Here is a 23,625-nt window from a genome sequence, read left to right as displayed (position 1 = left end):
CCCTAAGGAGACGTTGCAATGAAAGACGATATGAACATTTTCGGTCTGACCCTCGCCGTGCTCATTGCGAGTGCATCGCCGTCGCTGGCCCTCGCGGAGGAGCAGGGCGAGGAAGCGATCGAAGATCTGGAAAAGGCGGCGCAGGACAGTGCGAAAGGCGCTACTTCGAAAGCGGCGAAAGAGCTCGAACAGGCCGAGAAGCACCTGATCAAGGAAAACAAGACGCACCCCTACGCCGAACCTCCGAAGCAGATCAGCGGCGACGCTCCGAAAGCGGAAGCTGACCGCAAGGCTTTCCGGGAGCTGAAGAAAGCCGAGAAGGATGCAAAAAAGAAAGTCGCGGGGGAAGCCGCCGACGAAGCCAAAAAAGCCCTGTCGGACGTCAAGGAAAAAGAAAAGGCTCCGTGATTTCCCTCTCGAGTCGCGTCGGGTCAGACGCCCCGGTTGCTCATCGGGTCGTCTCTTTTGTCTTTTACTCTTCGCCGATGGCCATTTTCAGATCGGCATAGGCGTAGGCGCGGTTGGCCTGAGCCTGGTAGTAGTCCATGATCGTACTGCGGTAATCACGCTGGGCCTGGATAAGGTCGATGATATCGGTGCTCCCGTTGGTATATGCGATTTCGGCCGAATCCCGGATGTGTTTTGCCTTTTGCATGATCTCGTTCTCGAAGCGTTTAACGACGGTGTTTGCCGAGATCCAGGCGGCGAAGGCAGTGCTCACTTCGGAGCGTACCGCGACTTCCGTTTGCCGCACGCGTAACTCGGTGTCGTTCGCCCGGATGCCAGCCTGCGCGATCTCGCCTTCCTGCCTGTAAAATAGGGGTAACGGTACGCTCAGACCCAGTGTTGCCGAATTCTGCACGTAGTTGCCGAGGTCATGGGCAAAACCGGCAGTGACCCTGATATCGGGGATGCGTTGGGCTTTGGCGAGGTCGATGCCTTGTTTGGCCTGCGCATACCGCGTCTTGGCCGCCAGCAGGTCGGGGCGTCGTTCTAAGGCCGCGTTCACCGCCGTCATCTCGTCTTTGAGATCTTCGAAGGACTTTCCGTCCGGCCATTGGTCTTTCACACTCAGGCTGCCGGTATCGTCAGGCCAGGCCAGGAACACCGCCAACTGCGATCGTGCCGCGACGAGCTGGGCGGCAATTTTGTCGATATCCGATTGAGCTTTCAGCGCCTCGATCTTGATCCGGGTGAGGTCCCGCTCCGAAATGTCGCCGACCTCGAAGCGCTTCTGTTGCACTTCGACCAGCCGTTGAACGTGACGGCTCTGTTCCTGGGCGACATCCATCGTTTCCTGCGCCAACAGGAGTCCGTAGTAAGCGCGGCGTAAGGCCTGAGTCAGTGTGCGGATCATATCGCGCAGCTCGCTTTCCACGGCTTGTTCGCCCAACAGGCTGTTTTCCATGCGGAGTCGCCGTTTTCCCGCGGTTTCGATGAGCTGGCTCACCGACACATAGGTGGCCGGCCCGTTTTGCCAAACGGGGTAATTGGGGGCCCATTCCTGCTGGTAGATGCTCAGTTCCGGGTTCGGTATGGCGGCGGCGATCACTTTTTGCGCATGTGCCGTTTCCAGCCCCAATTCCGCAGCGATGAGGGAGAGATTGCGGGCATAGAACAGGCCGATAACTTGTGTCTCACTCAAAGGCTCCACGCCTGCCCGGGATATTGAAAGCCACAGGCCGAGTATGGCGAGAATTACCAAACGAGCCAAAATCATTTGGAACGGTTTGCCGCCCTCGTGAGGCCATGAAATTTTGACTAGCTGGTGCAGCGAAATTTCCATATCGAGGACAAAAAATACAGTCACGATTTTCCGGGTGTATAGTACATGGGACAGCCCGACAGGGCATGACGTGCTTGGGAGGGAGCAACACTAGGCCTGGAGCAAATACGAAGCCACGAAGGATACCGTATTATGAATCAGTGACATGAACTTCCCTTGAAGTGCCCTATCCGCAAAAATAGGGTGTAATCCACCACGAATCGCCCCGGCTGGAGTGAATGTGCTTTCACCGGGCCGAGTAATCCTCCCATGGGCGATGCTTTCAAGTATCACCTGCGATGCCTGGAGAACACCCATCGAATTCCAGGATCGGGACCTTGATCAGGGACACCGTGCAGGTTTCAGAGAACGACGCACATGGATTTTTCGGAGTCTGAGATCGAGCTGACCGGCGACGGTCTCCGTGACGTCGTGGGGAAGCCGGACAAGGTTCCACAGTTTGGGGCTTACTGGTCATGGGGCCGCGCACCGCCGAGCGCCCAACATCCAACAGGTCGCTCGGTGGCGGGATGGGGCGATGTCACTAACGGTTATGCCCGGTTCACGATCAATCGCCACCTGTTGCAAAGGAATGCGGCGAGATCATTTGCTGCATACTGCGCCGGGTAGGCACTTTACTTCATAAGATGCATTCTTACCACAACCTGTGACCTTGATAGTGTATTCAGCCACTTCTTCTCGCCCGACCCACCGCATTCGTTGGGCGTGACGTTCAGAAACGATGGTGCCGATAACTCGATCACAATCAAGGTCAATGCGTGCTTGGAATTCCGCAAACTTGATCGCGGCGCTGGAGTGTTCAGCAAGAAACTCAGTGTCACTCACGCAACCACCTGCGATGACCATGGACGCGATTGCAGTCAGAAGTAGCGGGACCGCAGTTCTTTTCATCGTTATATCGGTGCCATTGGTGAATCAATAATTGCCTATCGGCACAAATAAAATCGACTTGATCGTCCAATCATCGGTCTCCCTGGTCAATCCTCTGCCGATACCGAAATTGATACTCCAATCCTCCTCATCCCAATCGATCGTGGCAAAAATTGTATGTGACTGCAGTTGAATTGGCTCGGGATGGGCGATGGGGCCGATGGCGCCATAGTATTCAAAGCCGAGCGTCAAGTTCTCACCAAAGTAATGTTTGGCCGCAAATGCAGGTTCAAGACCCGGAACGTTTGAACTTTGGTAGCGATCGTTAAGACCCCAGTTCAAAAAGGCATTGATTACCAATAACCAGTCATCGTCGTCGTAGCCCGCCGTGAATCCGCCATTGAGATTGAGTGTGGCCTGTGAATATTTCCAATTGTAGTCTGAGAATGCCCAGGTCGTTCCGAGAAACCATCCTCCTTCGTCGGGCGCCTCGATGGGAACCCAGGTGAGCCTTCCTATCCCGCCGGCAACATTCCATTGCCCGTGCTCATCGACAACGACTGGCAGGTACAAGCTGCCTTCCACTGATTCAAGCAACCCATAAGACAGTTCTGGGGTTATCCTGACCCCGCCTCCGTTCATGATTTCCCCGGGATAGCTCCCGCTCGTGATGCCCTGCGGCGTGCCGTTGACGTGAAGACTGGTCGTCAGCTCTCCTTTACCGTCCAGTCCTCCCGTAAAAATCTGAATGACAGGTGATATATCTGCATGAGTAAACCCGGTCGTCAATGCCATTGCGACGGCCAGAAGTATTCTTGGATACTGGATGAGTTTTGCCAAAAATTTGATGCTTTTTACAGAATAATCAGGAACGATAGGGATACGCAGGAATGCCTATCCAGCGGGATCTTGCGGGTATGAATTCCGCCTTCATCACCAGTGAAAGATTCTCGATATAGCTTCCGCTGGAAACGACAGCATCGTAAAGAACGACACAGCGCGATCCTATATATGACAGGTTCTCTATTTTTACCTTTGACATTTTCATAACCCTGTCCTCAAATAAGTGTGTCTGCAATGATGTGTCTTTCCCTATGGTGCAGTCGTCTCCTATTTCGACCAGGTCGAATTCAGTGATGAACGTCGAATCACAATACACCCGCTGGCCTATTTTTACTCCGTATATCCTTAGAAAAGGTGCGAGCCATGGTGTACCCGTGAGCCAGACTAATACCAAGCTGACTGATACATTCTCATACAGTGCTGTAACCAACTCAGTACGGCGGACGAAAAATGCCCAGTTGGGCTCTTTGCGCGGACGATAGGAGCCCACCAAGGCCCACTTGATAATAGCGACAAAGACCACGAGCCCAATACCCGTGCCGAAAATAGCCATCGGATAAACCATGAGCTTCTGCCAGAGCGGTACGGAATCGGGTATTTGCTTTATGAACCAGAAAACCAGACTGGCGCCGAACAGACTCAAGCCCTCGGGCAGCGTCACACGGAAAAACTCGATCACGAGCCTTACCACATAGGCAAGGAGGGGCGGGCGATAGGTTTGCGCCTCGCCGGCTTTGACCACCTCACGGTTGGGTAGGTACAACGCCGGTGATCCGAGCCAGGAAGTGTTTTGTGGAATCTCACCCCCAGCGGTCGTCGATTGAACGCCCAGCAGCGAATTGTCTTCCATGCGCGAGTTCGCCGGCACCAACGCTGCATTGCCGACGAACGAGCGTTTTCCGATAGTGGTCGGGCCGATTTCGAACCAGCCGCGCAGGTGTGTGGTCGGACCAACGGATGCCATATCGGCGACAAAGCACTCATCACCCAGAGTGAGCAGATCGGGGTCAATGTCGCTGACGGTAGAAATCTCTGCCCGTGCCCCGACTTTGGCTCCCAACAGACGCAGCCACGGCGCCGTATAAAGTGTGGAATAGAGTGAGTTCGTATAGAACAAGCTGGTCTCCATGAGTTTATCGGAAAGCCAATTGTAGACCCCATGAATCGAGCGCAAAGGGTAAATTCCAGGCTCAAGATGGGGGAGGCAAAGCCGCTTTATGAATGCCACGAATCCGCAAAGCATCAATACGAAAGTCAGGCCGGCCGGTACGGCAGCGGCCAGCCCTCCAATGAAACCCCAGTGGCTCAAGGCGGCAGAGCTCAGGAGCATGCCAGCAAGGGCGGCATGAAAAGGGGCATGATAAACCACCAGAATTCCCGCAAGAAATCCACACAATTGCCCCTTGGTCCATTTGCCCGGAGCGTTCCTCATCTCGCGAAGCTTTATGTCGCTCAGCGGTGGATTCGGAACCTGATGAGCGGGAGAGCCTTGCCAGTATTGACCCGCCTCGATACGCTGGGCCGCCGATACCAGCGTCAGTGCGCCGATGCGGGAATCGTCTTCAAGGACGCAGTCGGCCATGAGAAGGCACCTCGGGCCTATGCCAACATTTCGGCCGATGGTGATAGCACCAAGATGAAGCCAGCCATCTGCAATCCGAAAGGGTTCAAGCTCGGTATCGTAACCTATCGTGGCGCCGTCGCCGATGACAACGAGACTGGGATTGTTCAAATTACCTGAGATCAGGTGGGCATTCTTTCCGATCGTGGCACCCAATGCGCGCATGAACGTATTCAGGAACGGAGTGCCGGCGAGCAAATAGGTTGGCGCAATCAGCGTCGTCTTACGTTCGATCCACCACCTAAGGAATGTGGCACCCCACAATGGATACCGGCCCGGAGCTAGTTTGCCTACAATGAGTTTCTTTACCAGGATAGGCAATAGCAGCGAATTGACAAGCATCAGTGATGGCAACAGCAAAATAAACGCTGGCGGCAGCCCGCCGTCGGCCTTCCAGGAAGTGGGCCAAGTCGCAATCTGGGATAGTGACCGAGATATATTTCGAATAAGATCCAGGCGTGTCAAATTGACTAAAGTTGAATAGATGTTCAGGGGTCGGATGCGGAAGTTCGATATCGTATCGAAAACGTCCGACCAGAGCGCTGGTGAAGTCCAATCGGGCATACATCCCCAATCGATAGCGTACAGCAGGAATGCGGCAGGCGCAAGGAAGAGGCTCAGATAAATCGCTATAAAAGTGCCCTGAAACAGGCCGCAAATATATACTTGAAAACTGGATGCCTTGCGGTATTGATCCGTCGTATCAGGAGGGCTCCCTTTGCAAGTCTCCTGTTGCAACGTCTCGCAGTGTCGGGCTAAAGAACGAATAGTGGGGAAGTTATAAATATCTCCCATAGACAAGGTTTGGTAATCAGGGTCTCGCCGCAGCTCGGCTATTGCATAGGCAGCAAGCAGGGAGTGCCCTCCCAGATCGGTAAAGAAATCGGCTTCCACCGAAACCTCGTCAATGCCCAGTACAGATTTCCAAAGTTCAACCAGTCGCGCTTCCTTCGATGTGGCTGGAGGGATGATATTCCCACCCCTGCCAATACGCGAGGATTTTGGTGGTGGCAGAGAATTGCGATCCACCTTCCCGCTCGTCAGTACAGGAAAATTGGAGAGAAATTCGATCCATGCCGGTACCATGTAGGAGGGTAATTTGTCGCGGCATATACGATGCAGACGTTCGGCATCGGCTTTAGCTGGCGACGCCGATCCGGCAAGAACCACGTAGGCCACCAGATCCGGCGTACCGGTATTGCCGCAGACGACGCTCACCACAACGTCCCTGACGTCGACTTCGCCTCTGATGACTTCTTCGATTTCACTGAGTTCTATCCGATAGCCACGGATTTTGACCTGAGTGTCGCATCGCCCAAGAAATTCTATTTCCCCATTTTCGGTGTAGCGCCCCAAGTCTCCAGTACGATAAAGACGGCCGTTTTCATGAGCCGGGCTGAAAGGGTCTGGGAGGAAACGTTCCGCAGTCAGATCTGGGCGGTTGACATAGCCTTTTGCGACGCCGGGGCCACCTATGCAGATCTCTCCTGTCTCGGATCCATGGACAGGCATAAGCCGGTCATCTAGCAAATATACTGAATATGTAGGCAAAGCCTTGCCGATGGTAACCGGCCTGTCTGGCAGAAGCTCTGTCCATGTTGCCGTCACCGTGGTCTCGGTGGGTCCATAAGTATTCAAGATACGACGCCATGGTTTGGACCATCTCTGAACCAATGCACGGGAGCATGCTTCCCCTCCAACCATCAAAAGTCTCAATGAAGGGATGTCACGATTCAAGGTAGCCAACAATGTTGGAACGCAACATAAAATGTTTATCCGCTGATGATCAAGAAAATCACAGAGCCTCTCTCCAAAGCGTTCCATCCCGGCTGGCCTTGGAACCAGCGTCGCACCGACGGCAAAAGATGTCCAGATTTCCTCGATCGAAAAATCAAAGGCTGCACTCATGCCCTGATAAACCAGGTCTGATGGCCTGAACCCATAGATGGGTGTTGCTGCGCGAATAAAATTGCAAATGTTGTAATGAGTTACTATCGTCCCTTTCGGTACCCCGGTGGATCCAGACGTATAGCAGATATAGCATTCGGAATCGCTTGAAGCAACTGGTTTAGGCCGGGAGTTTGGCAGAGAGTCCAATATATATTTTAGCCTGTCATGATAAATAATGTTACACGGCATATCACCTATGTCTTGCAATATTGAAGATACGGTGATGATCGTTTCTATCTTTGAATCATTGACTATGTAGGCGAGCCGGTCGATTGGGAAGGAAGGATCCATGGGGACGTATACGCCCCCTGCTTTTAGCGTGCCCACCAGGCACACATACAGGTCTATACTGGGTTCGAATATCAATCCGATTCGCATGCCCGCCACAATTCCATTGGCGATTAAATAATTAGCGAGTCTGTTCGACCGGACATCGATATCACGATACGAATAGGTTATGCCTTCTTCTATGGCGCAAATACGTTCCGGGTTGATATCGCTCGTTCTGTTAAAGAAATCTTCTAGCCTGTTACACGAGGCAAAGTGCTCGGGCACGCTTGTCGAAGGTTCATAGTCATCCTTGCGCTCGAGTTCTGATGGACCAATCAGATGCTTTATGAGTGGTGAAGTTTGTCCGTTTGATACTCGGTATGCTGAAGAAATAATCGCGCTCATGCAATGGTCTCGGTCATAATGGCTGGCAAATGGCAGTCGGATTTTTTGGTACGAATGCATGGAGCATGCCAGATCGTAGTGAAGGCCCGTTCGATCTGCCGACGGATGGGTGCGTGGGCTTCTATTGATCTTTACAGACCCCATCAATAACCGGCGGAGCGACGGAGTTTTGACCGATATAACAGATAGATAATGGCTGTGACGGGTTGAGGTTGGCGGCTGCACGCCATGCCGATGATCAGTTGGGTCATGTGCGTTGCAAGGCGTCGGTCGTAGGGTTCATTTCACACAGGCGAGTGAAATCAACCACCGATCGATGATGCGTCGTCGAATTGGAAAAGAAGTCTTCTGACACCGCCGTAAGGCGGTTTCTTATGGGGCGCGACTGACGTAATCTTATTTTTTGCCGATGCGATAGATTAATTGGGTTTATTTTTTATTTGGCCGGGATCAAGGGATTTGAAACGCACAGGTTTGCAGCTAAGAAAATTAAGTGAAGCGTTCGGAGCAACTGTTTTTTCAACTTATGGAATAGGGATCGGATGGTGAAATTATCTCAGGAGGTTGATGGCCAGGGACAGCTGGGTGGTTTTCGGATACAGAATGGATATCAGTTCCGGGGAAGGTGACCGGGTCCGCGCCAGCATGAGCTGCGGCATCGCGGAAGAGGTTGCGGATCTGCGGCCAGGACGATAAGGAAGCGCTGCGAACGGGGGACGGGGCATTTGGCTCCGTGTCAGCCTCGACTGTCAGCCCGGCTGTTTGCATGGCCTTTGGGCTGTGCCCTGGTGGGGATCAGAGGGGGCGCATGATGGCCGGCCTCAGGAGCATCCCTGGCTGGGGCCAGACGACTGGACCGGCCTCCAGGCGACCGGAGGATTCAGCATCTTTTGAGGCCGTGCCGGACGTGCGCGGTGGCCATTACTTTCCGGGATGGCTGCGGGGCGGTCGCTTGTCAGCAGCAGTCTCCCTCTGTCAATGCGTCGGCGGATAGCCGTACTATGGTGGAAGGTTATAATTCCCCTGATCTGACCGGTGGAATCCAGACCGGGCAGATGGCTAAAATCCAAAGCGGCCTTGTCGGCCCACAATAAATAATTTTGGAGGAGGTTCTATGCCGTTTAAGTTTGATGTCAACACGTTCGTCGGTCATCCGCTCCTGACCAGCCTGTTGGTGGCGGACGTAGGCATCCTGTTGTTCATGCCATTGGTGCGTCCTCCCGTCGTGCTCAACATGCTCTTCGTCGGCGGGCTGATTTATCTTTCGATGTATTTCGGGGCAAAGCTGGTGGCTCGGGAGTGATGCTTCCCCTGTGAAATCCAACACGGGGCCCGTGGAACACAGCGTGCCAGGGCGCGGCGAAGGGGCGGGCGTATTTCGCCGCTTCGCCGCGTTTCTTTACGACGCTTTTCTGCTGGCGGGTTTGCTGTTCGCGGTCACCGCACTGGTACTGCCTTTGAATGCGGGGCATGCGTTTCGTCCCGGGCATCCGGCGTACTCCGCACTGCTAGCGCTGTTCATTTTCCTTTATTTCGGCTGGTTTTGGAGCCATGGCGGACAGACGCCGGGCATGCGTGCCTGGCGTATCCGGTTGTGCCCGGAAAAACCGGGGCCTTTTCGCTGGTACCAGGTCGCGGTTCGGTTGCTGACAGGCATTCTGACGCTGGGCTTGGGCACTTTCTGGGTCTGGTTCGATGTGCAGCGCCGGACCTTGCAGGACATCGCTTCCCGTACGAAGGTGCGGCGGGTTGGCTGAAGCGGGCTAGGGCCGGCGCCTGAAGGCAACCAAGGCGGCGAGGAGGACCACCAGGGGGGGGGTCACCATCGTCAGCGGGGCATTCAGTTCATAGACCAGTCCCAGATGGGACACCAACCTGTTGGTCAGATAAAAGCCGAGGCCGATCGTGACGCCGACGACGATTCGCTGCCCACTGCTGATGTCGCGGCGGACGTTGAGCACGAAAGGGATGGCCACCAGTAGCATGGCCAGCGTGATGAACGGGTTGACCATACGTCCCCAGAAGGCTTGCTCCACGGCCAGCGATTTCTGTGCATTTTCGGTCTGATAGGCCATGTATTTGGCGAGATCCTGCGCAGACAGGTTTTCCGGGCGGACGATGAACACGTCGAGCATGTCCGGCGAAAGGACGGAGGACCAGTCTTCCTGCGCCTTGTGTTCAGCGATGGCGGCGTTTCCTGCGGCATCGAAGTGGGTGAGGCCGATGTCCTCGAGTTTCCAGATGCCGCGGTCGAAATTGGCGCGGGCCGCATGCATGGCCAGGGCAGGCCGGCCATCCGGCGAGATTTCGAAGATGTGGATGTCGCCCAAGTGTTCCTGGTTCTCGATTTGCCGGATATTGACGTAAACGTTGCCGTCGCGGATCCAGATCCCATATCGCGTCTGGGAAGCGACCTGCTGACGGGTCGCAGTGGCTTTGAGCATCTGGGCGGCCCGTTCCGCCGGTGGGATGACGTATTCGCTGATGACCACCGATATCAACGAGATCACGATGCCGGCCCGCAGGACCGCCCAGACGATGCGGCCCCGGGAAACGCCGGCGGCTTGCATCGCCACCAGTTCATGGTTGTTCGCCATGTTGCCGAGTACCACCAGTCCGCCGATCAGTGCGCCGGAGGGGATGAGTTCGTACAGGCTATGGGGCGAGGTCAGCGTCAGGTAGAGAAGGATGCTGCCCAGCCCGTAATTGCCCTCACCCAGGTCGCGCAGTTCGTCAGCGAAGGTGAAGAAATTGAGGAGCGCGAGGAGGACCAGGGCGGCGAATGCCGCTCCCTTGATGACCTCCAAGCCGATGTAGCGGTTCAGGGTATTCATCGGCGGCCCAGCGCCGTGTCGCGTACCCAGCGCCAGCCGCTGTTGCGGGCCAGGAGCACGGCTGTGGCGAGCAGCATCACGGCATAGATGCCGCCGTAGCTCGTTGCCAGCGGCAACTTGCCGGTGGCGAGTAGACCTTGGGAGATCTTCTGCAGGTTTTCGTAGATGATGTAGATCAGGAATGCGCTGATCAGATTGCCCCATACGCCGCCGCGCGGCGAGGTCCGCGCGATCGGCACCGCCAGCAGGGTGAGAGTGAGAGTACCCAGCGGCACCGCCAGACGGCGCTGGAGTTCGGCGAGTTCGCGCGGCCGGCCCGAGATCCACAGATGCAGGCTATCCGCGGCTTCGCGCTTGAGCGCCGCTTGGCTGCCTTCGGGTGGGTTGATCCGTACGCCATAAGCCTGGAATTCGTTGAGCACGAAATCGGCGCGTCCGGGTACGCCCTGGTAGCGGCGGCCGTTGTTAAGGACCACGAAATGATCGCCGGCATCATTGATTTCCATGTGACCGCTTTCGGCGATGACGATGCCGGTTTCGGCGCCGCGACGGCTTTGCGCGAAAACCTTGCTCATGGTCTTGTCCGTGTTCAGTTCTTCGGCGTACAGCACCACGTCGCCCTGGCTAAATTCGTTGAACCGGCCGGCCTTGATGCCGCGCACGTCGGCGCCTTTCTCGTCCTTACTGATGAGTTCCTGGCTCAGGCGTTCAGACCATGGCATCGCCTGCAGGGAAAGAAATGCACCCAGAATGCAGACCGGCCCGGCGAACAGCAGGATGGAGCGGTAAATCCGCAAAGGTCCTATGCCTGCGCAAGCGAACACCGTCATCTCGTTGTCGCGGTACATGCGTCCGAGCACCATCAACACACTGAGGAACATGGATGCCGGTAACAGCGCGGCGAGGGTGACGACGACCTTCAGGCCCAGTAGGGTGAAGATCGTGTCAGTGGCGACCTCGCCTTCGATGGCGCGCGCCAGAATAGCCAGGAACTTGCGGCTGACGACGATGGTGACCAGAACGAACAGCACCGCGAACAGGGTTTTGGCCAGTTCGCCTGCAATCAAGCGGTCGATCGTCGGGAGTCCGAACAGGCGGCGTGCTTTTCCGGGTTCAAAAGGCGGCGGATTCATACTAACCTAGCAGCTTTTCCGGCGGCTGGGCTGCGTGTGGACGCGGCGGTGCCGGGCGAGTAAAAAGCAGGCGGATGATAACATGGAGTATTCGACAAGAACCGATGCGCTGGAACGGCTATCGACCGATTGTCTGATCGTGGGCGTGTTCCAGAAGCGCAAACTCGCACCCACGGCGGAAGCGGCGGATGCAATGTTCGACGGGCTGCTGGCCAGGCTGCTCAAGCGCGATGACGTGGAAGGCAAGGCCGGTGATACGCTGTTGGTCAACCACGTGCCGGGCGGTCGGATCGACCGGGTGCTGCTGGTGGGGTTGGGGAAACGCGAGGAGCTGAACGTCGCCGCCTATCGGAAGAGCCTGGCGGCGGCGTTCAAGGTGCTGAAGGCATCCGGCGCCAAGCATGCGGTATCGGCTCTGCACGAGGTGGAGGTCGGCCCGCGCGGGGCGGACTGGAAGATCCGCCAGGCCGTCGAGCTGCTGGAGAGCGGACTCTACCGCTTCCAGGAAATGAAGGGGGATTCCACCGAAGACCATCCGCCGCGTCTGTCCCGGCTGCAATTCCTGTTGACCACCGATCAGGATCCGATCCCGGTGGAAACGGGAATCCGGGAGGGGCAGGCGATCGCCCACGGCATGATCCTGGCCCGCAACCTGGGCAATCTTCCCGGCAACGTCTGTACCCCCGCATACCTGGCCGAGCAGGCGCTGAAGCTCGGCAAGGAATACAAGAAGCTGAAGGTCTCGGTGCTGGAAGAGAGTGATATGGAAGAACTGGGCATGGGTGCCCTGCTGTCGGTGGCGCGCGGTAGCCGCCAGCCCGCCAAGCTGATCGTGATGGAATACCGGGGCGCGGGCGGCAAGGCCAAGCCTTATGTCCTCATTGGCAAGGGGTTGACTTTCGATGCGGGTGGTATTTCCCTGAAGCCTGCCGCCAACATGGACGAGATGAAATATGACATGTGCGGTGGTGCCGGCGTGATCGGCGCGATCCAGGCGGTGGCGGAGCTCGGGCTGCCACTGAACGTGGTCGGGTTGGTGCCGGCTTCCGAGAACCTGCCGGACGGCAACGCCAACAAGCCGGGCGACATCGTCAAAAGCATGGCCGGCATCACCATCGAGATTCTCAATACCGACGCGGAAGGGCGCCTCATCCTGTGTGATGCCCTGACCTACGCCAAGCGCTTCGACCCCGTGGCGGTGATCGACGTGGCGACCCTGACCGGCGCTTGTATCGTGGCGCTGGGGCGTCATCCGAGCGGCCTGATGGGTAACGATGACGCGTTGTGCGAGCAGTTGACCCGGGCCGGCGAAACCACCTGGGACCGGGTCTGGCGCATGCCGATCTGGGACGATTACCAGGAGCAGCTCAAGTCCAATTTCGCCGATGTCGCCAACATCGGCGGGCCGGACGGTGGCAGTATCACCGCCGCCTGCTTCCTGTCGCGGTTCGCCAAGGACTTCAAATGGGCGCATCTCGACATCGCGGGGACTGCCTGGAAGACTGGAGCGGAGAAGGGTGCCACCGGCCGTCCCGTGCCGCTCCTGGTTCAATACCTCATCGACCGGGCAGCATGACCCGGGTCGACTTCTATCTGCTCCCGGCCAGTGAAAGCGTCCTTCCTTATGCCTGCCGGCTCACCGAGAAAGCCTACCGGCAAGGGCACAAGGTGTTTCTGGCGACGGACACGGACGAGGAGGCTGCGCAATTGGACGACCTGCTATGGACTTTCCGGCAGGGCAGTTTCGTCCCGCACAGCGCGGTGACCGGTCACACGGCCGCCGGCCCCTGTCCGGTAGCCGTGGGCCGGCAGCCGCCTGCGGGTTTCAACGACGTGATGATCAACCTGGGTTCCACCGTGCCGGAGGCATTCCGCCGGTTCCGGCGCGTGATCGAGTTGGTTGGGCCGGACGATGCCGCGCGGGCACTCAAGCGCGAGCATTTCCGTTATTACCGCAGCCAAGGGCTGAGTCCTGCCATGGTCGACCTCGAAGCCGGGGCATAACCGCCGGCGGGTTGGATATCATTAACATATTATGATTGCTGGCACCGGCTTCGACGCCAGCCGGTTTCGCTTATATTTTGAAATCCATGGATAAAGTCTACGAACCCCACGCCATCGAGCAGCGCTGGTATCAGTACTGGGAGGCATCCAGCTTCTTCGCCCCGGCGGGCGAGGGCGCACCTTACTGCATCATGATTCCGCCGCCCAACGTCACCGGCAGCCTGCACATGGGGCATGCCTTCCAGGACACGGTGATGGACATCCTCGTCCGCTACCATCGCATGAAGGGCGACCGCACCCTGTGGCAGGCTGGCACCGACCATGCCGGCATCGCCACCCAGATGGTGGTGGAGCGCCAGCTCGCCGCTGGCGGTCAGACCCGCCACGAGCTGGGCCGTGAAGCCTTCATCGAGCGGGTTTGGCAATGGAAGGAGACTTCCGGCGGTACCATCACCCGCCAGCTCCGCCGTATGGGGGCCTCTCTGGACTGGTCGCGCGAGCGCTTTACCCTGGACGAGGGGCTGTCGCGGGCGGTACGCGAGGTGTTCGTTCGGCTTTATGAGGAAGGGCTGATTTATCGTGGCAAGCGTCTGGTGAACTGGGATCCGGTGCTGCACACCGCCGTGTCCGATCTGGAGGTGATCTCTGAGGAAGAGCAGGGCCATCTCTGGCACATGCGTTACCCGCTGGCGGACGGCAGCGGCCACCTGGTGGTGGCGACCACCCGGCCGGAAACCATGCTGGGCGACACCGCCGTCGCGGTGCATCCGGAGGACGGACGCTATCGCCACCTGATCGGCCAGGCAGTCCGGCTGCCGCTTACCGGTCGCGAAATTCCGGTGATCGGCGACGACTACGTCGATCCGGAATTCGGCTCAGGCTGCGTCAAGATCACCCCGGCGCATGATTTCAACGACTATGCCATCGGCGTGCGCCATGGGCTGCCGATGATCAGCATATTCGACCAGAGCGCGGCGATTCTGCCGCGGGCGGACATTCCCGCCAAATACCACGGCCTCGACCGTTACGAGGCCCGCGATCTGATCGTCCACGATCTCGACGAGCTCGGCCTGATCGAGAAGATCGAAGGGCACCGCCTTATGGTGCCGCGCGGTGACCGCACCGGCGTGGTGGTCGAGCCGTTCCTGACCGACCAGTGGTTCGTCAAGGTCGGCCCCCTGGCTGAGCCGGCGATCAAGGCGGTGGAGGAGGGGCGCATCCGCTTCATTCCTGAGAACTGGAGCAACACCTATTACCAGTGGATGTACAACATTCAAGACTGGTGCATCAGCCGGCAAATCTGGTGGGGACATCGCATCCCGGCCTGGTACGATAGCGAAGGCCGTGTCTATGTCGGCCGCTCAGAGGAAGAAGTCCGGGCCAAGCACTGTCTCGATGCCTCCGTCGCATTGCGGCAGGACGACGACGTGCTGGATACCTGGTTCTCCTCCGCGTTGTGGCCATTCTCCACCTTGGGCTGGCCCGATCGCACGTCAGAGCTTGACACTTTCTATCCCACCAGTGTCCTGGTCACAGGCTTCGACATCATCTTTTTCTGGGTGGCCCGGATGATCATGATGGGCCTCAAGTTCATGGGCGACGTACCGTTCCGCGAGGTCTACATCCACGGGCTGGTGCGCGATGCCGAAGGCCAGAAAATGTCCAAGTCCAAGGGCAACGTGCTGGACCCCATCGACCTGATCGACGGTATCTCGTTGGAAGATCTGGTCGCGAAGAGGACCCAAGGGCTGATGCAGCCGCAGATGGCGGCGCGGATCGAAAAGCGCACCCGCCAGGATTTCCCCGCGGGCATTCCCTCCTATGGTACCGATGCGCTGCGCTTCACCTTCGCTTCGCTGGCGTCCACCGGCCGCGACATCCGCTTCGACCTGAAGCGGGTCGAAGGTTACCGCAACTTCTGCAACAAGCTGTGGAACGCGGCGCGCTACGTGCTGATGAACACCGAAGGGCAAGATTGCGGCCTAGGTGGCGGCGCATGCAGCTATAGCCTGCCTGACCGGTGGATCCGGAGCCGGTTTCAGGCGGCCGTCGGCACAGTGACCGAGGCGGTGGGTCAGTACCGCTTCGATCTGGCGGCACAGGCCCTCTACGAGTTCGTCTGGAGCGAATACTGCGACTGGTACCTGGAGCTGGCCAAGGTGGTGCTCCAGTTCAGCAATGAGGCTGAAGGACGCGGCACCCGCCAGACACTGGTGAGTGTGCTGGAATCCCTGCTGCGGCTGGCCCACCCCTTCATGCCGTTCATCACCGAGGAGATCTGGGCTAGGGTGGCGCCGCTGACAGGGGTATTCGCGCCTACGATCATGCGGCAAAGCTATCCCGAAGTCGACCCGGCTCAGGTTGATCCCGAGGCCGAGCGCGAAATGGCCTGGCTGATGGACGTGATCCTGGGGGTGCGGCGCATCCGGGCGGAAATGAACCTCGCTCCGGCCCGACCGCTGCCGGTGTTGCTGAGTCACGGCACCGAGCAGGACCGGGTCTGGTCGGTACGTTCGGGCCCGTTGCTGGAGAAACTGGCACGGCTGGAAAGTCTGAGCTGGCTCGCGCCGGGCCAGGCCGAACCGGAAGCGGCGATCGCTCTGGTGGGCGAACTGCGCGTCCTCATTCTGATGCGGGGTCTGATCGACAAGGAGGCCGAGCTGATCCGGCTGGACAAGGAAATCCAGCGTCTGGGCAAGGAGCTGCCGCGACTGGAAAGCAAGCTCGGCGATGCCGCTTTCTTGAGCAAAGCGCCGCCGCAGGTGGTGGAAAAAGAGAAGGCCCGTCTGGCCGATCTGCAGGCCGGTTTGGCTTCTCTGATCGCCCAGAAACAACGTATTCAAGCGCTGTGATGCTCTGGTCTGATTCACGACCGGCGGGGGTCGGGGGGATGTCCTGAGCATGGCGGCAGTGTCCGGCGGCCAGCAGCTGAGCGGTCTGGCGAAAAGCCTGGTCAAGGCCCAGTTGCTTTCGGAGGCGGAGGCTCAGGCGTACTTCGAGGATGCGCGCCGGCAGAACACCCCTTTCGTCAGCTATCTCGTCACCAACAAGATCCTCGACGGCCTCCAGATCGCCCAGGTCGCCCACCAGGAGTTCGGCCTACCCCTGCTCGACCTGGACGCAATCGTGTTCGACATCCCCCCCACCCAATGGGTCAGCGAGAAGCTGATACGCCGCCATCACATTCTGCCCTTGCTGCGACGGGGGAATCACCTCTTCGTCGCGGTCTCGGATCCGACCAATTTTCTGGGGCTGGATGAAATCACTTTCCAGACCCGTCTCGTCACCGACTGTATTCTGGTCGAGGAGAATAAGCTTTCGCGCTGCATCGAGGTGGTCCTGGATGCGGCCGACACCAGCCTCAAGCAACTGCTCGAAGAGGACCTGGACAGTCTCCAGATCACCGCGGGGGACGACGAAGGCCCGCACGCCGAACCGGAAATTTCCGGCATCGACGACGCGCCGATCGTGCGTTTCGTCAACCGGCTCTTATTGGACGCGGTGCGGAAAGGGGCTTCGGACATTCATATCGAGCCCTACGAAAAATTCCTGCGCATTCGCTTCCGACACGACGGCATCCTGCACGAAGTGGCGAATCCGCCATCGGCGCTGGGCGTCAAGATCTGCGCTCGCATCAAAGTGATGTCGCGCATGGATATCGCGGAACACCGCATTCCCCAGGACGGACGCATCAAGATGACGCTGTCGCGCTCCCGCGCTATCGATTTCCGCGTCAATACCTGTCCGACGCTGTTCGGGGAAAAGATCGTGCTGCGTATCCTCGATCCGGGTTCGGCCCAGATCGGCGTTGAAATGCTGGGATTCGAACCCGAGCAGCGAGACAATTTCTTGCGCGCACTGGAAAAGCCCTATGGCATGATTCTGGTCACCGGCCCCACCGGCAGTGGCAAAACCGTCACGCTCTACACCGGTCTGAACCTCCTCAACCGCGTCGAAACCAACATCTCTACGGTCGAGGACCCGGTCGAAATCACGGTGCCGGGGATCAACCAGGTCAACGTCAACTACAAGACCGGCCTCACTTTCGCCGAGGCGCTGCGGGCGTTTCTGCGTCAGGATCCCGACGTCATCATGGTCGGCGAGATCCGCGACCTGGAAACCGCCGAAATCGCCGTCAAGGCCGCTCAGACCGGACATCTGGTGCTTTCGACCCTGCATACCAACGATGCGCCGCAGACCTTGAACCGTCTGATGCAGATGGGGATCCCGGCGTTCAACATCGCCTCCTCCGTGCTCCTGATCATGGCACAGCGGCTGGCCCGCCGGCTTTGTCCGCATTGCAAGCGGGAGGAGAAAGTACCGCCCGAGGTCCTGCTCGCCGCCGGCTTCCGGGAGGAAGACATCGGCAAATTCATGCTTTACGGACCGGCGGGTTGTGATCAGTGCGTGAAAGGCTACAAGGGGCGGGTCGGCATATACCAAGTCATGCCGATTTCGGAAGAAATCAACCGCATCATCCTGGAAGGCGGGAATGTGGTGGCCCTGACCGAACAGGCGCATGCGGAAGGTATCGCGGATCTGAGGGAGTCTGGCTTGAAGAAGGTGAAGGCGGGCATCACCAGCCTCGAGGAAATCGACCGCGTGACGAGGGACTGAGCGCATGCCGAATCAGGAAACCGCTTTGTTCGTTTGGGAGGGCCTGGACAGGAACGGCAGTCGGACCCGGGGGGAAATCAGCGCCCGGTCGGAGATCACGGCGCGGGCGGAGCTCAGACGTCAGGGCATCCGCGTCGTCAAGATCAAGAAGAAGCCCAAGCCCTTGTTCGGCGGTCCACACAAGAAGATCACACCCAAGCACATCGCCGTGTTCAGCCGCCAGTTGGCGACCATGCTGTCGGCCGGGGTTCCCCTAGTCCAGGCATTCGACATCGTGGGCCGCGGCCATGACAATCCGGCTATGCAGGATCTGCTGATGAGCATCAAGGCCGACGTGGAAGCCGGCACGACCCTGGCGGATGCCCTGTCGAAGCACCCGGTCTATTTCGACGAGCTTTTCTGTAATCTGGTTCGGGCCGGCGAACAGGCCGGTGTGCTGGAAACCTTGTTGCACAAGGTGGCCGACTACAAGGAAAAAACCGAGTTCCTCAAGGGCAAGATCAAAAAGGCTTTGGCGTATCCGATCGCCGTCGTCGTGGTTGCGGTGATCGTGACGTCGATCTTGCTGATTTTCGTGGTGCCGACCTTCGAGGACCTGTTCAAGAGTTTCGGCGCCGATCTGCCGGCCTTCACCCAGATGGTGATCAATCTTTCGCGCTGGCTGCGGGACTGGTGGTACGTGGTGTTCGGCTCGCTGGGCGTAGCCACGGCTGCATTCGTGAAGGCCCGGCAGCGCTCGCCGGCGTTCAACCATCTTCTGGACCGGCTGGCCTTGGGGCTGCCGGTCGTCGGTGCCATTTTGCACAAGGCTGCCATCGCCCGCTTCGCGAGGACATTGTCTACCATGTCCGCAGCCGGCGTGCCCCTGGTCGAGGCACTGCAATCGGTGGCAGGGGCGACCGGAAACATCATTTATGGCGACGTGGTTATGCGAATGCGCGAAGAGGTATCCATCGGCCAACAGCTCCAGATGTCGATGCGCCAGGCCAACCTATTCCCCAACATGGTGGTGCAGATGGTGGCGATTGGTGAGGAGTCGGGGGCGCTCGACAGCATGCTGTCCAAAGTCGCCGATTTCTACGAAGAAGAAGTGGACAACGCCGTGGATTCGTTGAGCAGCCTGCTCGAACCCTTGATCATGGTGGTTCTGGGCATCTTGGTCGGGGGGCTGGTGATCGCCATGTATCTGCCGATTTTCAAACTGGGTTCCGTCGTCTGAAGGGGTAATCTTGACCGACTTTGCTTTATTTCCGGAGAGTCCCGCGTTGATCTGGGTTTGGGGCTTGTTCGGACTGATCATCGGCAGTTTCCTCAACGTAGTTATCCATCGTCTACCGCTCATGATGGAGCAGGCTTGGCGCAGGGAGTGCCGGGAGTTTCTCGAGCCTGGCGGCGGGCATCCGTCCGTGGAGCCCGAATACGACCTGTGGAGACCCGGCTCGCAGTGTCCACACTGCAGGGCGCCGGTCCGGTTCTGGCAGAATGTCCCTATACTCAGCTATCTTTGGCTGCGCGGCCGCTGTGCCGCTTGCGGCGCCGCAATCTCCTGGCGATATCCTCTGGTCGAGGCGCTCACGGGCATGCTGTTCGCGACGCTGGCCTGGCGTTTCGGCGCGTCCTGGCAGGCCCTGGCTGCGTCCGGTCTGACAGCGGCTTTGATCGCCCTGGCTTTCATCGATATTGATCACCTCGTGCTCCCGGACGACATCACCCTTCCCCTGCTGTGGCTAGGCCTGCTACTGAACGCCCAGAGTCTGTTCTGCAACCTGGAGACGGCGCTGTACGGCGCCGTCGCTGGCTATCTCCTGCTATGGACGGTGCATCGCGGCTTTCTGCTGCTGACCGGTCGGGAGGGCATGGGGTTCGGTGACTTCAAGCTGCTCGCCATGCTCGGCGCCTGGATGGGCTGGCCCATGCTGCCGGTCATTATCCTGTTCTCGTCCATCTCGGGAGCGGTGATCGGTTCGATTGTGCTGGCGGTCGGCGGCAAGGAGAGGAATACGCCGATTCCATTCGGGCCGTTTCTGGCGGCGGGTGGCTGGATTGCCCTGTTGTGGGGAAATACGCTCAACGACGCCTATTGGCGCTGGGCTACTGCCGGAGGAGGCTAGGGTCGCAATGCTCGTGGTCGGTTTGACGGGCGGCATCGGTGCCGGCAAATCCACGGTCGCTCGTTTGTTCGCAGCGCGCGGCGTCGAGGTGCTCGACGCGGACGAAGTGGCGCACCGCTTGCTGGAGCCGGGGCAGCCGGCGCTCAAGGCCGTAATCCGGGCATTTGGCAGCGGAATCCTGGGGGCCGACGGCACACTGGACCGGGCGGCGCTGAGACGCCGTGTCTTCGCCGATCCGAAGGCCCGCAAGCGTCTGGAAGGGATCGTGCACCCCCTGGTCTATGCCGAACTCGCGCGCTTGGTGCTGGGATCGGAAGGCAGCTATTGCGTGCTGTCCATTCCGCTGCTGTTGGAGACGGGACGGCGTAGGTTCGTAGACCGTCTGTTGGTCGTGGATTGCCCGGAAACTCTCCAGATCGAGCGGGTGGTCCGGCGCAGTGGCCTGCGGCCCGAGGAGGTGCGGGCCATCATGGCCGCCCAGGTATCCCGCAGCGAGCGGCTGGCGGCGGCGGACGATGTCATCGTCAATGCCTCCGACACAGCCAGTCTGGAGGCGGAAGTGGACGCTTTGCACAAACGCTACAGTGCCCTCGCCGCAGCTTGACTAATGGGGGCTAAAGTTGACAATGACGCGGTCAACCGCTCGTCCGGTCCGACGATCCCGCGGGCTTACCCCTATCCCCAATCCGACCGGTTTCCCGAACTTGAAGAATCAAATCGTTTATGAGTTTCCGTTGAACGAACGGATGCGCTTGTTTATGCGCCTGGAGCAGCTGTTCCGGCAGGCCAGGCATTTCAATCAGGGCGCTTCGGTCTGGGATTGCCGTGCGGTCGTGGCGACCTTGAACGAGATCGTCGCGCTGCTCAGCCGAAACGACATCAAATCGGAGCTGCTCAAGGAGCTCGACCGGCTCGGCGGGGCGCTGGGCAAGATGCAGGGCAACCAACATATCGACCAGGCGGCACTGGCTTCGGTTCTTAGCCAGCTCGATGCCGCCAGTCAGCGCATCTACGGCCATAGCGGACGGATCGGCTATCAGGTGATGGAGAACGAGCTGTTCAAATCAGTCGCGCAGCGGACGGCGATTCCGGGCGGCACCTGTTCGTTCGATCTGCCAGGCTACCATTTCTGGCTGGAGCGGGATGGCGAGCGAAGAAGGAAAGAGGCCACCGAATGGCTGGACTGTTTCCATCCTGTCCAGGAGGGGATTGCGCTCATTCTCGGCCTGCTCCGTGACAGTGCCGCAGGCATCTGGGAAACCGCCCATAGCGGATTCTTCCAGAAGAATCTGGATCATGCCGCAGCGGTTCAACTGCTTCGCGTTGCGGTGCCGATCGAGCTGCCCTATTTCGCTGAAATCAGCGGCGGAAAGCACCGTTTCACGGTCCGCTTCCTCACCGGCCTGCCGAACGAGCGTCCCGTCCAGTGCAGCGAGGACGTGCCTTTCCAATTGACCACCTGTCTGCTTTGAAGCTTCCTGCCGATGTCGCGCGTCTACACCGTCGTCCGTTGCCCCCGCTGCGGCAAGCCGGTGCCCTGGACTGAAACGCAGAAGTTCAAGCCGTTTTGCAGCGAACGCTGCCGGCTGATCGATCTGGGCGGATGGGTCAATGAGGATTATGCCATTCCCGGCGAGCCGATTGGCCCGGAGGATCCATCCGAAGACCGCGATGACGGCGCAAAACCGCCCGCCGGTTGAGCCCGGTTCCTATTGGCCGTTTCCAGCCCTTCCGTCGGCTTCTTGCCGGCTGTGGTACCAAGCCAGTTTGTCCCGCAGCTCCACCACATCGCCGATGATGACCAGGGTAGGCGCCCTGATTTCGGCCTCCGCGACCCGGGCAGGGAGCGTTTCCAGCGTGGCGGTCACCACCTTCTGGTCGCGGGTGGTGCCCTGCTGGATCAGTGCGGCCGGACGGGACGGCGGCGCGCCGTGGCGGATCAGTTCGGCGCAGATCTGCGGCAGTCCATGCAAGCCCATGTAGACCACCACAGTCTGACGGGGCCGGACGAGCTGAGGCCAGTCCAGACCCTGGAGGGTGCCATCCTTCAGCTGGCCGGCGACGAACACGCAGGCATGCGCATGATCGCGGTGGGTTAAGGGGATACCGGCATAGGCGGCACATCCCGATGCCGCCGTGATCCCCGGAACCACCTGGAACGGAATGCCGCGCGCCATCAGAGTTTCGATCTCTTCGCCGCCCCGCCCGAAAATGAAAGGGTCGCCGCCTTTGAGGCGGACCACGCGGTTGCCTTCGGCGGCCAGATTCACTAGCAGCGCGTTGATGTTGTCCTGCGGAATGCTATGGCGGCTGCGTTCCTTGCCTGCATAGACGCGTCGTGCGTCCCGCCGCACCAGCGCCAGGATCTCAGGCGAGACCAGACGATCGTAGACGACGACGTCGGCCTCCTGGATCAGGCGCAAGGCGCGTAGGGTCAACAAGTCCGGATCGCCGGGGCCGGCGCCGACCAGTGCGACCGATCCCCGCTCCGCTGCCTCTTGCCGGGCGGCGTCCGCCGCCTCGAGCAGCAGGCGCTCGGCTTCTTCTTGGCGCCCCTGCAGTGCCAGCTCCGCAGCCGGCCCTTGCAGTGTCCGCTCCCAGAAATGCCGGCGAGCTCGCGGCTCGGGAATCGCCTGCCGGACCCGTTCCCGCAAGCCGGCTGTGATCCGGGCCAGCGTACCGAAACGGGAAGGAATGCAGGCCTCGATGCGGGTCCGAAGCTGGCGGGCCAGGACGGGCGAGGCGCCGCCGGTGGACACCGCAACCACCACTGGCGAGCGGTCGATGATGGCCGGGAAGATGAAGTCGCACAGGTCGGGGCAATCGACGACGTTGACCGGGATGCCATACCGCCGCGCAACGGCTGCGACACGTGCATTGACGTCGCGGTCGTCGGTTGCCGCGATGATCAGCCGGAAACCTTCGCTGTCGGCCGCCTCAAAGGACTTGGCACGCAACCGGACCAAGCCGCGACCGGCGAGTTCGACGATGGCCGCTTCCGCGGTGGTAGCGATCACGGTGACAGCCGCACCTGCCTCGACTAGCAGGCCGAGTTTACGGACAGCGACCTCACCGCCCCCCACGATTAGGCAGGGGAGACCGCGAAGCTTCAGGAAAATCGGTAGGTAATCCATGGGATGGCTTTTGTTAAAATGCGGGTCTTGGCATTGGAGTCAAAAAC

19 protein-coding genes are annotated in these 23,625 nt (G+C 59.2%); 12 read left to right on the top strand and 7 right to left on the bottom strand.

The window, feature by feature from the left end; genetic code table 11:
- Positions 1 to 18 precede the first annotated feature (18 nt).
- Complete coding sequence (gene smbP / locus N4J17_RS16385) at positions 19 to 408, top strand: small metal-binding protein SmbP (RefSeq protein WP_198322891.1); 390 nt, start codon at positions 19 to 21, stop codon at positions 406 to 408.
- A gap of 64 nt (positions 409 to 472) precedes the next feature.
- Here the strand turns inward: smbP and N4J17_RS16380 are convergent, their stop codons facing one another.
- From N4J17_RS16380 to N4J17_RS16365, 4 genes are all read right to left on the bottom strand, one after another.
- Entirely contained in the window at positions 473 to 1,810 is a 1,338-nt protein-coding gene (locus N4J17_RS16380) for a TolC family protein (RefSeq protein WP_338457617.1), read from the bottom strand.
- A gap of 558 nt (positions 1,811 to 2,368) precedes the next feature.
- The gene (locus N4J17_RS16375) at positions 2,369 to 2,611 is read right to left on the bottom strand and encodes a hypothetical protein (RefSeq protein WP_198322889.1); all 243 of its coding nucleotides are present in this window, start codon (positions 2,609 to 2,611) and stop codon (positions 2,369 to 2,371) included.
- A 90-nt stretch (positions 2,612 to 2,701) separates the two neighbouring features.
- Positions 2,702 to 3,496: a hypothetical protein gene (locus tag N4J17_RS16370; RefSeq protein ID WP_277458363.1), complete on the bottom strand. Its 795-nt coding sequence runs from the start codon at positions 3,494 to 3,496 to the stop codon at positions 2,702 to 2,704.
- 25 nt (positions 3,497 to 3,521) lie between these two features.
- Positions 3,522 to 7,745, bottom strand: a complete 4,224-nt coding sequence (locus N4J17_RS16365; protein WP_198322888.1) for a Pls/PosA family non-ribosomal peptide synthetase — start codon at positions 7,743 to 7,745, stop codon at positions 3,522 to 3,524.
- A gap of 1,114 nt (positions 7,746 to 8,859) precedes the next feature.
- On the opposite strand from N4J17_RS16365, the gene N4J17_RS16360 reads away from it, so the two are divergent.
- Complete coding sequence (locus tag N4J17_RS16360; protein ID WP_198322887.1) at positions 8,860 to 9,048, top strand: hypothetical protein; 189 nt, start codon at positions 8,860 to 8,862, stop codon at positions 9,046 to 9,048.
- A 10-nt stretch (positions 9,049 to 9,058) separates the two neighbouring features.
- The gene (locus tag N4J17_RS16355) at positions 9,059 to 9,502 is read left to right on the top strand and encodes an RDD family protein (RefSeq protein ID WP_277458362.1); all 444 of its coding nucleotides are present in this window, start codon (positions 9,059 to 9,061) and stop codon (positions 9,500 to 9,502) included.
- 6 nt (positions 9,503 to 9,508) lie between these two features.
- Here the strand turns inward: N4J17_RS16355 and lptG are convergent, their stop codons facing one another.
- Together lptG and lptF are read right to left on the bottom strand one after the other, a co-directional pair.
- Positions 9,509 to 10,579 carry an LPS export ABC transporter permease LptG gene (lptG, locus tag N4J17_RS16350; protein ID WP_198322886.1) on the bottom strand — a complete coding sequence of 357 codons (1,071 nt, stop codon included), beginning with the start codon at positions 10,577 to 10,579 and terminating at the stop codon, positions 9,509 to 9,511.
- Positions 10,576 to 11,712, bottom strand: a complete 1,137-nt coding sequence (gene lptF / locus N4J17_RS16345) for an LPS export ABC transporter permease LptF (RefSeq protein ID WP_198322885.1) — start codon at positions 11,710 to 11,712, stop codon at positions 10,576 to 10,578. Before lptF ends, lptG begins: the two co-directional genes overlap by 4 nt.
- An 82-nt stretch (positions 11,713 to 11,794) precedes the next feature.
- Here lptF and N4J17_RS16340 point away from each other — a divergent pair, with 82 nt between their 5' ends.
- The 9 genes from N4J17_RS16340 to N4J17_RS16300 all read left to right on the top strand — a co-directional run bounded on the left by N4J17_RS16340 (position 11,795) and on the right by N4J17_RS16300 (position 22,144).
- The gene (locus tag N4J17_RS16340; RefSeq protein WP_198322884.1) at positions 11,795 to 13,288 is read left to right on the top strand and encodes a leucyl aminopeptidase; all 1,494 of its coding nucleotides are present in this window, start codon (positions 11,795 to 11,797) and stop codon (positions 13,286 to 13,288) included.
- Positions 13,285 to 13,716 (top strand): DNA polymerase III subunit chi, encoded by a 432-nt coding sequence (locus N4J17_RS16335; RefSeq protein WP_198322883.1) that lies wholly within the window; start codon positions 13,285 to 13,287, stop codon positions 13,714 to 13,716. The genes N4J17_RS16340 and N4J17_RS16335 overlap by 4 nt, the downstream gene beginning before the upstream one ends.
- An 86-nt stretch (positions 13,717 to 13,802) precedes the next feature.
- Complete coding sequence (locus N4J17_RS16330) at positions 13,803 to 16,568, top strand: valine--tRNA ligase (protein WP_198322882.1); 2,766 nt, start codon at positions 13,803 to 13,805, stop codon at positions 16,566 to 16,568.
- A 49-nt stretch (positions 16,569 to 16,617) separates the two neighbouring features.
- Positions 16,618 to 18,333: a type IV-A pilus assembly ATPase PilB gene (gene pilB / locus N4J17_RS16325; RefSeq protein ID WP_198322881.1), complete on the top strand. Its 1,716-nt coding sequence runs from the start codon at positions 16,618 to 16,620 to the stop codon at positions 18,331 to 18,333.
- Positions 18,334 to 18,337: 4 nt separating this feature from the next.
- Complete coding sequence (locus tag N4J17_RS16320) at positions 18,338 to 19,552, top strand: type II secretion system F family protein (protein ID WP_198322880.1); 1,215 nt, start codon at positions 18,338 to 18,340, stop codon at positions 19,550 to 19,552.
- Positions 19,553 to 19,598: 46 nt separating this feature from the next.
- Entirely contained in the window at positions 19,599 to 20,444 is an 846-nt protein-coding gene (locus N4J17_RS16315; protein ID WP_277458359.1) for a prepilin peptidase, read from the top strand.
- A gap of 7 nt (positions 20,445 to 20,451) precedes the next feature.
- A complete protein-coding gene (gene coaE / locus N4J17_RS16310; protein ID WP_198322878.1) occupies positions 20,452 to 21,048 on the top strand; it encodes a dephospho-CoA kinase in 597 nt (198 codons plus the stop codon).
- 154 nt (positions 21,049 to 21,202) lie between these two features.
- Positions 21,203 to 21,916 (top strand): cell division protein ZapD, encoded by a 714-nt coding sequence (gene zapD, locus N4J17_RS16305; protein WP_338457616.1) that lies wholly within the window; start codon positions 21,203 to 21,205, stop codon positions 21,914 to 21,916.
- A gap of 12 nt (positions 21,917 to 21,928) precedes the next feature.
- A complete protein-coding gene (locus tag N4J17_RS16300; RefSeq protein ID WP_198322876.1) occupies positions 21,929 to 22,144 on the top strand; it encodes a DNA gyrase inhibitor YacG in 216 nt (71 codons plus the stop codon).
- A 9-nt stretch (positions 22,145 to 22,153) separates the two neighbouring features.
- Here the strand turns inward: N4J17_RS16300 and cysG are convergent, their stop codons facing one another.
- Positions 22,154 to 23,578, bottom strand: coding sequence for a siroheme synthase CysG (gene cysG / locus N4J17_RS16295; protein WP_198322875.1), 1,425 nt, complete (start codon positions 23,576 to 23,578; stop codon positions 22,154 to 22,156).
- Between the last annotated feature and the right edge of the window lie 47 nt (positions 23,579 to 23,625).

The sequence above is a fragment of the Methylococcus capsulatus genome, from assembly GCF_036864975.1.
Taxonomy (GTDB): Bacteria; Pseudomonadota; Gammaproteobacteria; order Methylococcales; family Methylococcaceae; genus Methylococcus.
Note: the sequence above shows the minus strand (reverse complement) of the source record. Positions and strands in the feature narration are given on the sequence as shown.

What these genes read in the sequence shown, in the direction of transcription:
- N4J17_RS16360 (WP_198322887.1), top strand. Translation starts at nt 8,860, where the DNA reads ATGCCGTTTAAGTTTGATGTCAACACGTTCGTCGGTCATCCGCTCCTG.
- N4J17_RS16300 (WP_198322876.1), top strand. Translation starts at nt 21,929, where the DNA reads ATGTCGCGCGTCTACACCGTCGTCCGTTGCCCCCGCTGCGGCAAGCCG.
- cysG (WP_198322875.1), bottom strand. Translation starts at nt 23,578, where the DNA reads ATGGATTACCTACCGATTTTCCTGAAGCTTCGCGGTCTCCCCTGCCTA.
- pilB (WP_198322881.1), top strand. Translation starts at nt 16,618, where the DNA reads ATGGCGGCAGTGTCCGGCGGCCAGCAGCTGAGCGGTCTGGCGAAAAGC.
- N4J17_RS16340 (WP_198322884.1), top strand. Translation starts at nt 11,795, where the DNA reads ATGGAGTATTCGACAAGAACCGATGCGCTGGAACGGCTATCGACCGAT.
- lptF (WP_198322885.1), bottom strand. Translation starts at nt 11,712, where the DNA reads ATGAATCCGCCGCCTTTTGAACCCGGAAAAGCACGCCGCCTGTTCGGA.
- N4J17_RS16320 (WP_198322880.1), top strand. Translation starts at nt 18,338, where the DNA reads ATGCCGAATCAGGAAACCGCTTTGTTCGTTTGGGAGGGCCTGGACAGG.
- N4J17_RS16365 (WP_198322888.1), bottom strand. Translation starts at nt 7,745, where the DNA reads ATGAGCGCGATTATTTCTTCAGCATACCGAGTATCAAACGGACAAACT.
- N4J17_RS16335 (WP_198322883.1), top strand. Translation starts at nt 13,285, where the DNA reads ATGACCCGGGTCGACTTCTATCTGCTCCCGGCCAGTGAAAGCGTCCTT.
- smbP (WP_198322891.1), top strand. Translation starts at nt 19, where the DNA reads ATGAAAGACGATATGAACATTTTCGGTCTGACCCTCGCCGTGCTCATT.
- N4J17_RS16330 (WP_198322882.1), top strand. Translation starts at nt 13,803, where the DNA reads ATGGATAAAGTCTACGAACCCCACGCCATCGAGCAGCGCTGGTATCAG.
- lptG (WP_198322886.1), bottom strand. Translation starts at nt 10,579, where the DNA reads ATGAATACCCTGAACCGCTACATCGGCTTGGAGGTCATCAAGGGAGCG.
- coaE (WP_198322878.1), top strand. Translation starts at nt 20,452, where the DNA reads ATGCTCGTGGTCGGTTTGACGGGCGGCATCGGTGCCGGCAAATCCACG.
- zapD (WP_338457616.1), top strand. Translation starts at nt 21,203, where the DNA reads ATGCGCCTGGAGCAGCTGTTCCGGCAGGCCAGGCATTTCAATCAGGGC.